Annotated in this window: 11 protein-coding genes; 5 read left to right on the top strand and 6 right to left on the bottom strand. The window is 60.9% G+C overall.

Going from position 1 to position 14,496, the window contains the following annotated elements; all coding sequences use genetic code 11:
- Positions 1 to 184: 184 nt before the first annotated feature.
- The gene (locus tag J7447_RS19825) at positions 185 to 3,310 is read right to left on the bottom strand and encodes an efflux RND transporter permease subunit (protein WP_209170641.1); all 3,126 of its coding nucleotides are present in this window, start codon (positions 3,308 to 3,310) and stop codon (positions 185 to 187) included.
- Positions 3,307 to 4,680 carry a hypothetical protein gene (locus J7447_RS19830; protein WP_209170642.1) on the bottom strand — a complete coding sequence of 458 codons (1,374 nt, stop codon included), beginning with the start codon at positions 4,678 to 4,680 and terminating at the stop codon, positions 3,307 to 3,309. Before J7447_RS19830 ends, J7447_RS19825 begins: the two co-directional genes overlap by 4 nt.
- Positions 4,681 to 4,881: 201 nt before the next feature.
- Here J7447_RS19830 and J7447_RS19835 point away from each other — a divergent pair, with 201 nt between their 5' ends.
- Positions 4,882 to 5,454, top strand: a complete 573-nt coding sequence (locus tag J7447_RS19835; RefSeq protein ID WP_158514211.1) for a TetR/AcrR family transcriptional regulator — start codon at positions 4,882 to 4,884, stop codon at positions 5,452 to 5,454.
- Between the two features lie 28 nt (positions 5,455 to 5,482).
- Here J7447_RS19835 and J7447_RS19840 read toward each other — a convergent pair whose 3' ends face one another.
- Positions 5,483 to 6,358 carry a TIGR01459 family HAD-type hydrolase gene (locus J7447_RS19840; RefSeq protein ID WP_023002052.1) on the bottom strand — a complete coding sequence of 292 codons (876 nt, stop codon included), beginning with the start codon at positions 6,356 to 6,358 and terminating at the stop codon, positions 5,483 to 5,485.
- A 114-nt stretch (positions 6,359 to 6,472) separates the two neighbouring features.
- Here J7447_RS19840 and mutL point away from each other — a divergent pair, with 114 nt between their 5' ends.
- Both mutL and J7447_RS19850 read left to right on the top strand, forming a co-directional pair.
- Positions 6,473 to 8,365 (top strand): DNA mismatch repair endonuclease MutL, encoded by a 1,893-nt coding sequence (mutL, locus tag J7447_RS19845; protein WP_209170643.1) that lies wholly within the window; start codon positions 6,473 to 6,475, stop codon positions 8,363 to 8,365.
- A gap of 63 nt (positions 8,366 to 8,428) precedes the next feature.
- The gene (locus J7447_RS19850; protein ID WP_209170644.1) at positions 8,429 to 9,307 is read left to right on the top strand and encodes an alpha/beta hydrolase; all 879 of its coding nucleotides are present in this window, start codon (positions 8,429 to 8,431) and stop codon (positions 9,305 to 9,307) included.
- Positions 9,308 to 9,384: 77 nt separating this feature from the next.
- Here the strand turns inward: J7447_RS19850 and J7447_RS19855 are convergent, their stop codons facing one another.
- A complete protein-coding gene (locus tag J7447_RS19855; protein WP_055657792.1) occupies positions 9,385 to 10,569 on the bottom strand; it encodes a porin in 1,185 nt (394 codons plus the stop codon).
- Between the two features lie 162 nt (positions 10,570 to 10,731).
- Complete coding sequence (locus tag J7447_RS19860; protein WP_286145704.1) at positions 10,732 to 11,193, bottom strand: nucleoside deaminase; 462 nt, start codon at positions 11,191 to 11,193, stop codon at positions 10,732 to 10,734.
- A 218-nt stretch (positions 11,194 to 11,411) separates the two neighbouring features.
- Here J7447_RS19860 and J7447_RS19865 point away from each other — a divergent pair, with 218 nt between their 5' ends.
- Together J7447_RS19865 and rsmD are read left to right on the top strand one after the other, a co-directional pair.
- Complete coding sequence (locus tag J7447_RS19865; protein ID WP_208997775.1) at positions 11,412 to 12,830, top strand: pseudouridine synthase; 1,419 nt, start codon at positions 11,412 to 11,414, stop codon at positions 12,828 to 12,830.
- Positions 12,827 to 13,384, top strand: coding sequence for a 16S rRNA (guanine(966)-N(2))-methyltransferase RsmD (gene rsmD, locus J7447_RS19870; RefSeq protein ID WP_209170645.1), 558 nt, complete (start codon positions 12,827 to 12,829; stop codon positions 13,382 to 13,384). Before J7447_RS19865 ends, rsmD begins: the two co-directional genes overlap by 4 nt.
- A gap of 57 nt (positions 13,385 to 13,441) precedes the next feature.
- Here rsmD and J7447_RS19875 read toward each other — a convergent pair whose 3' ends face one another.
- Positions 13,442 to 14,302, bottom strand: coding sequence for an MBL fold metallo-hydrolase (locus J7447_RS19875; protein ID WP_209170646.1), 861 nt, complete (start codon positions 14,300 to 14,302; stop codon positions 13,442 to 13,444).
- Positions 14,303 to 14,496: the final 194 nt, after the last annotated feature.

A 14,496-nucleotide genomic window follows, 5' to 3' on the forward strand; every position in this document is an offset into this window, starting at 1 on the left:
CGATTTCGAAGGGCTCTCCATTGGAGGGCCCTTTTTGGTTCTGAACTTTCTCTCCATCGTCATCCCATGGCTTGGCCATGGGATCCATGCCGTTTGGTCTCCAGTCGGATTGGCCTTGTTCGGGACAAGGCAACGGCTTGGACTGCAGGGAAAGCCCTGCAGCGACGAAGTCGGAGAGGTGCATCTATTCGGCGGCCACCAGCTTCTCCCGATGCGCCTTGCGTTCCCGGGCGAGCGAGGTCAGGTCGAAATCGTCGAGGATGGTATAGAACGCCGGAACCACGAAGACGATCATGAGTGTCGTGCCGATCAGTCCGAAGGAGATCGAAGTCACCAGCGGGATCAATACCTGTGCCTGGGGGCTTGTTTCGAACAGCAGCGGCAGCAGACCGACGATTGTGGTCACCGACGTCAGCAGGATCGCACGGAACCTGGCCTTGGCACCCAGTGGAGCGATCTCTGCAACGCTTTCCAGCGATGGCTCGTGCTCGTCCTTGATGAACTGGACCAGCAGGATTGAATCGTTGACCACGATCCCGGCTAGCGAAATGAAGCCCAGCATGCTTGGCATCGCAAAGTCGATGCCCATCAGGAAGTGCCCCCAGACCGCGCCAATCAACGCCATGGGGATGAGCGTCATCACCACGACCGGTTCGCTGTAGCTGCGGAACTGGAAACTCAGCAGGATGAACACGAAGATCAGGCCGGTGCCGAGTGCCTTGACCATGGACGCCTGCGTCTTGGCGCCTTCTGCATTCTGCCCCTCGGTCGAAGTGCTCAATCCGGGGTATTTTTCCAGGAGTTGCGGCAGGTATCTCGTTTCCGTGTCCTTGACGACTTCGTTGGCATTGGCAACACCGAGAAGAACGTCGCCGGTGACCGTCACGGTCGGTACCCGGTCAATACGATTGATCCGCGTGAAGCTGCGGTCGGATCGGATGTCGGCGACGGAGCCGAGCGGCACCCGGTGACCAGAAGGGGTCTCCACGGTGAAGAGTTCGAAATCGCCAAGGCTGTTGCGGTCGCTGCCGGCAAGGCGGACATCGACCTCGAAGCTTTCCGAACCGACTTGCACCTCATCGGCGGTAATGCCGTTGTAGGCCCCTCTCAGCTGGTCGGCGATCGCCTTGGCATCAAGGCCTACCGCCCCGGCTCCGTCCTTGAGAGACAGGGCCAGTTCCGGTTTTCCGAGGCTGAGATCGTCGGAAATGTTGTAGACGCCGTCATAGCCCTTGAGCCAGGCCTGAAGCTCTTCAGAAGCCTGGTCGAGCAATTGCAGGTCATTGTGGGCCAGGCGCAATTCGATGGCGCGTCCCGCCGGACCGATGCTGGATTCGGTGAGAATGATGCGCCGGACGTCGAGCGTTTCGGGCAGTTCCTGGCGCCAGACTTTCAGGATCTCCTGGTTGCCTGCGTCACGAAGGGGTCCGTCCAGCAAATCAATGTCGATGGTCGCCAGATGTGCTCCGCTGGTGCCGGCATCGCTGTTTTCGTTGAACCGCACCAGTATGTTCTTGAGGAGGGATGTTCCATCCGGATTGCGCGGCGACAGCGCCGCATCGGTGCGTTCCAGCGCACTGATTGCCTCTGTCACGACCTTGCGCGTGTCGGCGAGCGTCGCACTTGCCGGCAATTCGATCCGCGCTTCGATCTGGTCGCCTTCCACGTTCGGAAAGGCCTGGAATTTCACGACGCCGCCGGCCAGCAGCGAGACCGAAGCCAGGAAAAGCATGAAGCAGGCACCGATGACGAAATAGCGGTTCCGCACAGACCATGTGGCACAAGGACCGATCACATGCTCCCGCGCCCAACCGACACCGCTTTCCGCCTTGCGGGTTACCCAGTTCGGGGTGTCGCGCGTAGCACCATGGGACAGGTGGTTGGGCAAAATCAGAAAAGCTTCGACCAGCGACACGGCCAGAACCAGCAACATGACCATCGGGATCACGCGCAACAGGTCGCCAAGGTCGCCCTCGATAAAAGCAAGTGCACCGAAAATGGCGGTGGTCGTGGCAAACGAAGACAGCACACCCGGGGCGACCTGCCGCGTTCCCTGCACGGCGGCCTCCAGGGGACCGAGCCCTTTCTGGCGCCGTGTCGCGATGTTTTCGGAAATCACGATGGCGTCGTCCATCATGATGCCGACCACGATCAGCATGGCCACCATCGACAGCATGTTGATCGTCAGCCCCAGAATGGACATTGCGGCGAGCGCGCCCAGAAAGGATACCGGCAGGCCCATGCCGATCCAGAATGCCTGTCGCCCGCCGAAGAAGATCCACATGGCCGCAACGACAAGCGCCAGCCCCTGAAGAGAATTGTTGACCAGCATCCACAGGCGATCCTTCAGGATGATCGAGCCGTCGTTGATGATGGTCAGGGTGATGCCTGGGGCAGTTCGGGCCTGTTCCTGGTCGACGAATTCCTGCACCCGCTCCACCACCTTGATCAGGTCGTCACTGCGGGTCATGGAAATGTCGAGAACAGCGGCCAACCTGCCGTTCAGCCGGGTTTCGACCTCTTCGTCCTCGAAGAGATCACTGATCGTGGCAATGTCGCCCAGCTTGATCTGGCCGCCTTGCGGGGAAGAGGCGACAATCACCGACGCATAGGCATCCGCCGCAAGGCGCTCGTCGGCGAAACGCAGCAGGATCGAGCCGCCTACAGTCGTGATCTCTCCGGAGGGAGCGCTGACATTCTGCCTGGTGAGGGTATTTGCGATTTCCGAGAGGGTTAGCCCAACTTCACGCGCGGCGGCGTCGCGCACCTCGATGCGGAACTGCCGGTCAGAGAAGCCGGAAATCTCGACCTGGGGTATGCCGCCGAACTTCAGCATGCGGTCCTTCACCGCTTCGGCGTAGTTCTTCAGCTGCGGCTTGTCGTCAATTCCGGTGATGACGACGGAGGTCGCCTCGCTCAGTCGGCCCGCCTCTTCGATGATCGGGTCTTCAACGCCCTCGGGAAAATCATCGATCGCGTTGATCTCGCGGTCGATATCCAGCATCAGCTGGTCGATGTCCTTGCCTTCCATGATCTTGACGGTCGCAAGTGCGAGGTTTTCCCGGGAATCGCATTTGAGTTCGTCGATGTTCTCGATCCCGTCGAGCGCGTCCTCGATGCGCCGGCAAACGGTGCGTTCGACATCGGCTGAGGTTGCTCCGGGATAGGCGACTGTCACGGTAATCCGTTTTATCGGGATCTGCGGAAAGGTTTCCAGCAGAAGACCCGGAAGGTTGAGCAGTCCGAGAATGATGAAACCGGCCATCAACAGATTGGCGGCGGTTGGGTGCTGGGCGAAGTAGCGGATCATGGCTGTTCCTCACCGTTGAGAGCATCCGTGCTCGCCATTCGCTTCAAACCTGCCTTCACGGCTTCGTCTTCGACCGGCTTCAGCAACATGCCTTCGATCACCGGGGACACATCGCTGACGATGACCTTGCTTCCAGCTGGCAGATCCGTTCCCAGAACGACGATATCATCGAAGCGGAAGGCGATTTCGACCGGCACCGTGACCAGTCGGCTGTCGGGCGAGACAGTCATGATCCTGCCACTGTGGACCGCGTTGCGCGGCAACACGATCTGATCGGCCACCGGCGGTGCGGACAGCTCAACCTCGGTAAACATGCCTTTGACCAATGGCGGCTTTATTCCCGGCCGGATGGTGTCATAGGGCTTGTCCACGCTGACGATCAGTCCGATGGAGCGGGTGTCCGGATCCACCGTGTCGCTGACCCGCTTGACGTGCGCATCCCAGACGGCGGTCTCTCCGACAGATCCGACCCTTACCTTGGCCTTCAGCCGGTCAAGCGAATGCCGTGCCCGGATGACACCTTCTTCCGTTTCCAATTGTCCGGGAAAGGCCAGATTGGCAAATCCGGCCATGTTGCCAGGACTGATCTGAACGTCGATGTCGGCTGCGTCGATGCCGTCAAGTTCACCGATGGAGCTGCCGGCACCGACATACTGGTCGATCTCTACACTGACCTTCGAAACCCTGGCATCGAAGGGAACACGGATCGTGGTGCGGGCAAGGTTCAGCTTTGCGGTTTCCAGACGAACCTCGTTCTTGGCCTTTACCTGCTCCAGTGCCTTGCGCTTCACCGGGTTGAGCGCAATCTCGTTCTCAAGGTCCTGAACCCGCGACTTTTGCTGAAGCACCGTGCCTTCCTGGTTTTCGACCAGCTGATCGGACGCGACCTTGCGCTCCTGCAGCGTTTTCAGCCGGGCCAGCTCACGCTGTTCCAGGTCGAGGACCGATTTGGCAATCGCCAGGGATTGTTTCTGTGTATCCAGGGTAACGGCCAGCTCTTCGATATCCACCTCGGCACTGGCGATATCGCTCTGCGCCTCGGCAATCTCCAGCTCGTAGTCTTCCGGTGCGAGTGTCACCAGAATCTTGCCTTCCGGGATGAATTCACCGCGTTTGAAATCCGGATTGATGTAGGTGACCCGGCCGGACACCTGCGCGATGGCATCAAGTGTATGGGCCGGATCGACCGTCCCGTACCCGGTTACGCGCGGCACGAAGTCCTGAGGCTCGACCGTGACGACACGCACGAGCGTCGTTGTTTCCCCGATGTCGGTGCGCTTGGGTGCTTCGCGCCCGCTCACCGCATAAACCAGCACTGCCGCACCGGCGATCACGGGGGGAAGGATCAGGGCTTTTTGCAACAGCGACACGGCGGCTCTCCTGGCAATGTTCGCTCGGCGGGCTGCAGACCTCCGCCGACCATAATTCTTTTAATGCAAGTCCAAACTTGCAAATAGTGACAGTTCAATTTTATTGCAAGCGATTGCTTGCATTTGCATCCTGTTTGGCATTAGGTGCGACGGAATGTCTTCCGGAAAATTGAGGGCGCGCCCGGCGCGTTTGGCGGCCAAGTGCCTAGAAATGTAGATGTTTCAGAAATCTATTCCGCAACAGTTGCACTGTTTTGCGAGCGCGGGTTCAGCGGAACCACCACCAAGGAAATAGCGGACAGGGCAGGGGTGAACGAAGTCACGCTGTTTCGCCGTTTCGGGTCGAAGGCAGGTTTGATCGAAGCCGCCATCGGCGACACGCTATCCGACGTCTCGTTCGGCAAGATGTTGCCGGGGGAAGACGTTAAGGCCGATCTTCTGGAAATCGTGCGCAATTATCTGGAGACCTACCGCAAGCACAGCGGGCTTGCCCTGACGCTGTTTGCGCAGGTGCCCCAGCATCCTGAACTGCGAGCGGTGACACCCTTCCTGCTGAAAAACCTGCAGGGCGTAGCCCGCACATTGGCAAAGCATCAGAGCAGCGGGCGGCTCAAGCCGGGCGATCCGGTCAGCTTCGCCGTTGCGCTCATCGCGCCGCTGGCCGTCATGGGCTTCATGAAGGAGATGGGTCTGGGGACAGGTCACGAAGGTCTGGACGTGGAAAATTACGTCCAGACCTATTTGCAGGGGCATGGCCCCGATACGGGACGTTAAATGAGCCCGCTAGCAATATTGCGCGCGCTTACCACCAAAGACGCGGCAGGGCAGCACGTGCGCGCAGGCCTTCTTCGGCCAGACGGCGGCGGATCAGATGTTCGTCCGGCGCGTCGCTCGGACCGAAGTCGGAGGCATGGATGCCAGCGGTGATGAACAGAACGTCGAGATCCTGAGACACCGCACCGCGGATATCGGTCGGCAGACCGTCGCCGATGGCCAGGACGTCTTCCTTGGCGACGTCTTCGCCCGCCAGCGTCGCGAGGCGCTTCATTGCTGCGTCGTAGATGGGGGCATGCGGTTTGCCGAGAATGGCCACTTCGCCGCCGAGATCTTCATAGAGACGGGCAAGGGCACCGGCGCACCAGATCAGGCGCTCGCCGCGCTCCACCACGATGTCGGGGTTGGCGCAGATCATCGGCAGGCCGCGTTCGGCCAGCTTCTGCAGCCGGTCGCGGTAATCGTCGGGCGTTTCGACCTCGTCGTCTTCCAGCCCGGTGCAGCTGATGCCTTCCGCTTCCTCGTCATTGGTGGTGAAGGTGGCTTCAAGGCCGTGATACAGCGGCTGGTCCCGGTGCGGACCGATGTGCAGGAGCGTCTTTTTGCCCTGAGCCACAAGGACCTCGCGGGTCACGTCGCCGGAGGTGACGATGTCGTCGTAGGTTCCGTCCGGCACACCAAGAGCGGCCAGCATTTCGCCAACCTGCTTTGCAGGGCGCGGGGCATTGGTGATGAGGACCACCTTGCCACCGGCTTCCTCGCGAAAGGCCTTGAGGGCTTTGTGCGCGCCTTCAAAAGCCGATACACCGTTGTGCAGCACGCCCCACACGTCACACAGGATGCCCTTGTAGGACGGGGCGAGGGTGCGGAGCCCCTCAACAAGAAGCGGTGCAGAAACTGTCATGGCGGGTCACTCGGATCTGGGTAGGTCTGATAAGCTTTGCTGAAGAATCGACGCAAACTCGGCGCGGACCATATAGGAACATGGCGCGGTGCGAAACCGAGTAGAGGGAGTTTCATGAAGGTCAGGCAACTTGGCGAACAGGTGATCAACCAGATTGCGGCCGGCGAGGTCATCGAAAGACCCGCCAGCGTGATCAAGGAGTTGGTGGAAAACGCCGTCGACGCCGGGGCAAAACAGGTCGAGATCGTTACCGCCGCCGGTGGCAAGACGCTCATGCGTGTTGCCGACGACGGCGAGGGCATGCGCCAGGAGGATCTGCAACTGGCAATCCGCCGGCACTGCACCTCCAAGATTTCCGACGACGACCTGTTCGACATCCGCACGCTCGGGTTTCGCGGTGAAGCGCTGCCGTCCATCGGCTCCGTCGCCCGGCTGGCGATCCAGACCCGTCACAAGGACGAGGACCACGCCTGGGCCATCGCCGTCGAGGGCGGCAGGGAGCAGCCGCTTGTGCCCGCAGCCCGTACAAAAGGCACCCAGGTTGAAGTGCGTGACCTTTTCTTCGCGACACCTGCCCGGCTGAAATTCCTGAAATCGGATCGTGCGGAAGCGGCCGCCATCACCGAAATCGTCAAGCGGATCGCGCTCGCCTATCCGGAGATCGGCTTTTCCCTCGGTGGCGCCGACCGGCAGTCGCAGAGCTGGCCAGCAGCACGCGGCGGTGAACCGCATCTTGCTCGGATCGCGCAGATTCTCGGCCAGGATTTTGTCGACAACGCCATGGAAATCGACGCTGCCCGGGAAGGCGTGCGTCTCACCGGTTTTGCAGGCTTGCCGACACACCACCGTGGCAATGCGCAGAACCAGTTCTTCTTCGTCAACGGCCGCCCGGTGAAGGACAAGCTGCTGCTATCCGGATTGCGCGGAGCCTATGCCGATGTGCTGGCCCGTGACCGGCATCCGGTTGTGGTCCTGTTCATCGATCTCGACCCGGCATTGGTCGATGTCAACGTGCACCCGGCCAAGGCCGATGTGCGCTTCCGGGACAGCCAGCTTGTGCGCGGGCTTCTGGTGGGTGCCATCAAGCATGCACTGGTTCAGTCCGGACACCGGTCATCGACCTCGAACGCGGCCGTTGCCCTGGACGCCATCAGGGCACAGTCGGCGGGGTTCTCTCAACCGGGTCACACACCGTCTTCTCCAACAGGATCCGGCGGATATGGCGGTGGTTCCTACACCCGCACGTCTGCTGCGCCTCATTGGGCGCCGGAAGCGTTTCGCCCGCTCCAGATGGAGGAAGCGCACGCAACAGGCTTTGCCGAAGCAGCACAGCCGGCCTTCGAACGGCAGAACGGTTTTGCCGACTTTGCCAGACCGTCGGCGGATGCCCGCGCGAATGACGTCCCGGTCGAAACCGAAAAGACCCGCCTTCCGCTGGGGGCCGCCCGTGCGCAGGTTCATGAAACCTATATCATCGCCCAGACCGAGGACGGTGTCGTCATCGTTGACCAGCACGCCGCCCACGAGCGCCTTGTCTACGAACGTCTGAAGGAAGCGTTGGCCAAGAAGGATGTCGCACGCCAGATGCTGCTCATCCCCGAGATCGTCGAGTTGCCGGAAGAAGATGCAATCCGGCTGGCTGATCGCGCGGAGGATCTCGAAAAAGTCGGCCTGTCCCTGGAAGCCTTCGGCCCGGGTGCCATCGCCGTCAGGGAGACCCCCGCTATCCTCGGCGACATGGATATCCAGGGCATGGTCCGGAACCTGGCCGACGAGCTTGCCGAATGGGACACTGCCGAAGGTCTCAAGGAAAAGCTGGACCATGTTGCCGCCACGATGGCCTGCCACGGTTCGGTGCGTGCAGGCAGGCGCATGCGTCCCGAGGAAATGGATGCGCTCTTGCGCGACATGGAAGCCACGCCGCTTTCCGGACAGTGTAATCACGGCCGGCCAACCTGGGTGGAGCTGAAACTCGGCGATATCGAGAAGCTGTTCGGCCGCAAATAACCCGGCAATCTGATCGACCTCCCGATGCGGATCGTAGACGTCGGAGCAATGGGAGACAGTCAGATGACACAAACCGGCTCCGGCAGCGCGGAACAGGCATTGAACAAGACCGGCAGACCTGGGCGCACGCTTTGGAAGGCCGTCTCGCGTGTGGTTGTCATTGCCGGCATCGCCTACGCCATGGCGGCCGGTTACATGTATTTCAACCAGCGCAGCTTCATATTCGTTCCAACCGGAGAGTTGAGTACGCCGGATGAAAAGGGGCTCTCAGGTGTCACCGTTGAAACAGCGGCGATGGCTGACGGTACAAAGGTGTCCGTCTGGCACGTGCCACCTGCTGCTGAAGGCGCTCCCACGGTACTCTATTTTCACGGCAATTCAGCCAATGTCTCCTCCCGCTGGAAGCGGTTCAAGCAGATCCTGGACAGCGGTTTCGGTCTCTATGCGCCCAGCTACCGGGGATATGCCGGAAGTGAGGGGAGCCCGTCGGAAGAGGCGTTGATTTCGGACGGCCTTGAACATTTCGACCGGATGGCAGCTTCGGGCACGCCGGTCATCGTCCATGGAGAAAGTCTTGGCTCGGGTGTTGCGGCCGCAGTGGCGGCAGAGCGTCCGCAAACGAACCTTGTGGTGCTGGAAGCGCCCTATACGGCGCTGATCGACATGGCCTGGGACAGGTATCCCTGGTTGCCGGTGGGCCTCATGATGAGCGACCCGATGGCGACACGGGATCGCGTCGGCAAGATCGCCGCGCCGGTCCTGATCGTGCACGGGACGGAAGACCGGGTCATCCCGGTGGAACACGGCAGGCGTCTTTATGAATTTGCGAAAGACCCCAGGCAGCTTGTGATTGTCGAAGGTGGCGGTCACAGCAATCTGTGGTCAAACGGGATGTGGGACTTCGTTCTCGCCGCCTGGGTGAAATGGCACGAAGGCTCTTGAACCATCTGCCGTGTTGCGCCTGAAACAGAAAACCCCGGGCGACGTGCCCGGGGTTTTCCTTTGCCGGGGTTACGGCATCAGAATGTGCGCTGCAGGCGGAAGGTCCCGTAGAGCTCGTAGGTGTCGTTCAGGCCGGAGGAGCGGCTGTAGTCGACATCACGATACTGGAATTCCGGGCCCATCAGGAAGCCGGAGACCGGTTCCCAGACCACGTTTGCGGTCGCGTCCCACTGGGTGAAGTCATAGGCGCTGGTGCCGCCGTCCACATCATGGTAGCCGCCTTCGACATTCACCTGAACGGTGTCGGTTACACCGAGCGTCACGCCGCCAAAGATGTTCAGCGTCTTGGTGGTCTCGGTGCTGCTGCCATTCCAGACTGCATCGGTGATGCGGCTGTTCCAGCCCGTGGACCCGTATCCGCTGGCGCCATCGGTATAGACGGCCTGCAGGGAGACCGCACCGCCCTTGGCAAAGCCACCGAAGTTCACGGTCACGCCGGCACCAGCTGCCCAGCCGAGTTCGTCTTCCGTCCGGCCTGCAAGACCGTTGTAGGCAGCGCTCGGATAGACCTGGTGCAGGGCACCCATTATCTGGGCCTGGCCCCAGCCCTGGTTGACGCCCAGTGCCGCGACGAAGTCCGGAGCGCGGGTGCCGCCATAGCTCTGGTTGGTGCCGTTGAACGCGATATTCTCTTCGCGGCCCGAACGGTCTTCCAGCGCGACAGTCGCATTGAAGCCGTTGCCGAAGGCCATCGTATAGGCGACCTGATTCAGCTTGCGATCGGAATAGCTTTCGATCTGCGCGTTGAAGGCATATCCGGTGAAGAAGTCGAAGTTCGAACCGTTGTGACCGGCCAGCAGGCCGCCCCACTGGATATAGGCTTTGTCCAGCGTGGTCGAAGTCGATGCGTTGGTCAGCGTGATGTAGGATTCGATAAAGGCACGCAGTGTGCCGAATTCGGTCGCGGTACGTGCATCAAGGTAGAGATACCCGCGCGAACGCCACTGGTAACCGTCGGTGTCCCGGTCGCCCCAGGCGTTTTCGGCCTCGCCGAAGTTGCGGACGCGGAATTCGGTCCGGACACGACCGCCTACGCGCAGGCAGGTTTCGGTGCCGGGAATGTAATAGAAGCGCGCGCCGTAGGCGTCACAGATCCGGACATAGTCGACAGGTTCCGGAGCCACTGGCAGGTCGGCCGAAAGCGCCGGACTTGCGGCCGCGAAGAAACCGGCAATTGCCCCGAGAACAACATTACGAGTCATTTGATACTCCGATGAAGTGCGGAAATACCCCCACGCACATTATGCCGTTCGTAGATGTCAGTTTCAGCCTCCCGGAGAGGTGAAATCAGCAGATATGAGCGATTGGTTGATGTTGTTGCTTTTGAGCAACGGGCAATCCGGTCAATTTAACTTGAAAACCGTTTAGCGCTTTGCCTGAAAGAACGATCTGAGCAACTCCGCCGCGCGTGTCGCGCCTATGCCGGAATAGACATCCGGTGTGTGATGACACGTCGGCTGGCAGAAAAAGCGGGTGCCATGATCGACCGCGCCGCCCTTTTCATCTCCCGCGCCATAGTAAAGCCGGCGGACCCGCGCGAAGGAGATCGCTCCCGCACACATGGGACACGGTTCGAGCGTCACGTAGAGATCGCAGTCCGGAAGGCGTTGCGAAGCTGCCCGTTCGCATGCGGAGCGGATCACGAGAATTTCTGCGTGAGCTGTCGGGTCGTTGAGCTCCAGCGTCCGGTTCCCGTCTCGAGCGATCACTTCACCATCGCGAACGAGCACCGCACCGACCGGCACTTCACCGCGTGCCGCCGCTTTCTCGGCCTCTTCGAGCGCGAGATCCATGAACGATGTCTGATTGGCGGAAGTGGTAAGCATCGAGCAGGGTGAGTCGGAGCGTAAGTGTAGGGTTCAGCCTCGATTTGAGAGGCTGTCGGCTTTGTTCTGTTTACCCGTTATTATGCCGGTCGTCAGCCCCGGACAGGGGCTTAGCGGAGGCGTCAGGCCGCTGCCATGCATCCGGAGCACGGCGCCTCTGCGGTTTATGCAGAAAACAAGCGATTCCCGAAAGGCTCAAGCTCTGCTATGACGCGCGCATGACGACAAGAAAATTCTCTTCCGAGCGCCCGGGTCCCGCAAAAGGCCGGGGACGCGATAAACGTGCACCGGAAAAGCGCCGGTCCGCACCGAACGACAAATCGAAAGCCGGCCCCAAAAAGGGCGACTTCGAAAAACGGGCGCCGAGACCGGCGACTGCACCGCTGGCAGACGAAGCCAATGATCGTGGCGAACGCATTGCCAAGGTCATGGCGCGCGTAGGCCTGTGTTCTCGCCGAGAGGCGGAAGTGTGGATCGAAAACGGCAGGGTTGAGCTCAACGGCAAGCTGTTGACCACGCCTGCGGTAACAGTGACAGCAGACGACAAGGTGCTGGTGGACGGGGAACCGTTGCCGATGCGCGAGCGCACCCGGCTCTGGCTCTACCACAAGCCACGGGGTCTGGTGACGACCAACAAGGATCCGGAAGGCCGTCCGACGGTGTTCCAGCGCTTGCCCGATGATCTCCCGCGCGTCCTGACCGTGGGCCGGCTCGACATCAACACTGAAGGCTTGCTGCTCCTGACCAATGATGGCGGTCTGGCGCGCGTTCTGGAATTGCCGGCCACCGGCTGGTTGCGCCGCTACCGCGTGCGCGCCTTCGGCAAGGTGACCCAGGCGGATCTCGACACATTGAAGGACGGTATCGCGATCGATGGCGTGCTCTACGGCGCGATCGAGGCGACGCTCGACAAGGAGCAAGGCAACAACGTCTGGATGACGGTCGGCTTGCGCGAAGGCAAGAACCGTGAGGTCAAGCGGGTTCTGGAACATCTCGGCCTTGCCGTGAACCGCCTGATCCGCCTGTCCTATGGCCCGTTCCAGCTGATGGATCTGCCGGAAGGCGACGTCCGTGAAATCCGGGGCCGCGTTTTGCGTGACCAGTTGGGCGATACGCTGGCCGAGGAAGCCGGTGCGGATTTTGACGCTCCGATCTTTCATGCCCCCAAGCCGGAAGCGGAAAAGAAGTCCGCAGGCGCCAAGCGTGGCGGTGGCCGGGAAGGTGGCGGCCGGGAAAGTAGCGGCAGGGATGGCGGCAAGCGTGAAGCCAGCCAGGGTCGCTGGATGACCGCGCGCGAAGGCCGTAGTGAGACCGATCGCAAGCGCGCAGCCAAGACTGAACGCAACGAAAAGCGTGAAGATCGCAAGAAGGCATCCGGCCAGGGGCCGCGCAAGAATGCCGGGCCGCGCCAGGAAAAAGTAAAAGTCTCGCCGCGCTCCCGTTTCCGCCTGACGTCCGAACCGAAACCACGCAAGGATTTCGGTGAAGAGCGTTTCACACCGCCGCCGCGCCGCATCTGGGGCGAGGAAGGCGTGGTCGAAGACAAGCAGCAGGAACGCCGCTCCAGCCGTGACAAGGACGACCGGCGCGGGCCTCCGAAAGGTGGACGTCCGCCGCGTCGCGGAGATCGTTCGTGAGAATAGTCGCCGGGCGTTTCAAGGGCGCGGCTCTGGCCGCGCCGAAATCGCACGACACACGGCCGACCAGCGACCGATTGCGAGAAACCATTTTCAACATCCTGGCTCATGGCCTGGATGTTGATCTTGAAGATGCAAGGGTCCTGGATCTTTTTGCCGGCACGGGCGCGCTGGGCTTCGAGGCGATCAGCCGGGGCGCCCGACATTGCACTTTCATTGAAGAAGGGACGGAAGCGCGCGGCATCATTCGCCGGAACATGGAGGCCCTGGGCCTCAATGGCGCTGCCAAGATCTTCCGGCGCGATGCTACCCGCCTTGGCAGTGCAGGCACCATCGAGCCTTTCGATCTGGTGTTTGCCGACCCTCCCTATGACAAGAAGCTGGGTGAAAAGGCCCTTGCTTCGGCAGCGGGCGGAGACTGGCTGAAAAAGGGCGCCTTGTGCGTGCTTGAAGAGAGATCTTCAGCTCACATCGATGTTCCCGCAGGCTTCGAGGAGCTCGACCGCCGCCAGGCAGGCGATAGCCAGGTCGTGTTCCTGCGATATGGCGGCTGAAGTCTCTTCCGGCCCGCCATCAACCCTCTCGTCTCGCTATGGGATTTCCTTCGTCCGTCAGGCGCCGCCCGGCATCATGATGTAGGCGGTTTTCCGCGTTGGCAGGCTGGAACGGCTGACGATCAGGGCCGGCGTTTGCGCCCGCACGATGTCATACCCTGCCTCCTGTGCTCGCCCGACAAAGGCCTGAAGCGCTCCGGAAAAATGGAAGTGCATCGGCACGACCATCGCAGGGCCGATGCTTTCCAGAACGTCCATCAGGCTGTCCAGCCGAAGCGTCGAGGAATTGTCTATGGCCGCAAATACGACGTCGATCTGACCAAGGCGGACGAGATCTTCCTGCGTAAGCCGGTGATGCAGGTGGCCGAGATGCGCAATGCACATGTCGGCGACCTCGAAGATGAAGATCGAATTGCCGAGCCGGCGTTCTTCCCCGTCCCAGCCACGGATGTTGGTCTGGATATTGCGGATGCGGACATCATCAACAGTGATGTCATGGTCCAGCGGCCCGCCCTTCGGGTTCCAGCCGTACAGAAGATGTTCGATGTTCGGATCCGGGCTGATGGAGTAATGCGTGCTGTGAGCCCCGTTCATCGTGGCTACATCCGGCGGCAGAAGCGGGCGGACACTGTCGTTGTAGTCGGTTGCGATCCGCACACCCTTGGGCGTTTCAAGTTCAAAGGTGGAATGGCCGATGTAGCGGATCTGGACTTCATTTGCCTGAAGTGACGCGCGCCAGATACGCATTTCGTCCGGCCCGGGTGCTCGGTAGGGGGCGTCAGCAACCAGTTGACAGACCGCGAATGCGGGTCCTGCAACAACAGCTGTAACCAGAAGGCCGAGCAGCACCGGAACCAGCCGGAACAATCCGCCGGCCTTCTGTCGCCGTCCGTGAATGGGGAAAAAGCACATCGCCATGTCAGTCCATCCCGAAAACCACACCTGAGCAAAATACTAGGGGGCAGACCGCCAACGGCAAGGCATGTCGAGGTGTGCGCTGCCCGTTTGCCTGAAACTTGAGACGTTTTGGAAGGGGATGCCAAAAGAAAAGGCAACCGGCCTGCGCTTGTAGCTGCAAAGGCGGTTGCCTTTTCTTTTGGCATCCCCTTCCA

The sequence above is a fragment of the Labrenzia sp. R5_0 genome (assembly GCF_017743835.1).
Lineage (GTDB): Bacteria > Pseudomonadota > Alphaproteobacteria > Rhizobiales > Stappiaceae > Roseibium > Roseibium algicola.

What these genes read in the sequence shown, in the direction of transcription:
- J7447_RS19825 (WP_209170641.1), bottom strand. Translation starts at nt 3,310, where the DNA reads ATGATCCGCTACTTCGCCCAGCACCCAACCGCCGCCAATCTGTTGATG.
- J7447_RS19840 (WP_023002052.1), bottom strand. Translation starts at nt 6,358, where the DNA reads ATGACAGTTTCTGCACCGCTTCTTGTTGAGGGGCTCCGCACCCTCGCC.
- mutL (WP_209170643.1), top strand. Translation starts at nt 6,473, where the DNA reads ATGAAGGTCAGGCAACTTGGCGAACAGGTGATCAACCAGATTGCGGCC.
- J7447_RS19850 (WP_209170644.1), top strand. Translation starts at nt 8,429, where the DNA reads ATGACACAAACCGGCTCCGGCAGCGCGGAACAGGCATTGAACAAGACC.
- J7447_RS19855 (WP_055657792.1), bottom strand. Translation starts at nt 10,569, where the DNA reads ATGACTCGTAATGTTGTTCTCGGGGCAATTGCCGGTTTCTTCGCGGCC.
- J7447_RS19860 (WP_286145704.1), bottom strand. Translation starts at nt 11,193, where the DNA reads ATGCTTACCACTTCCGCCAATCAGACATCGTTCATGGATCTCGCGCTC.
- J7447_RS19865 (WP_208997775.1), top strand. Translation starts at nt 11,412, where the DNA reads ATGACGACAAGAAAATTCTCTTCCGAGCGCCCGGGTCCCGCAAAAGGC.
- J7447_RS19875 (WP_209170646.1), bottom strand. Translation starts at nt 14,302, where the DNA reads ATGGCGATGTGCTTTTTCCCCATTCACGGACGGCGACAGAAGGCCGGC.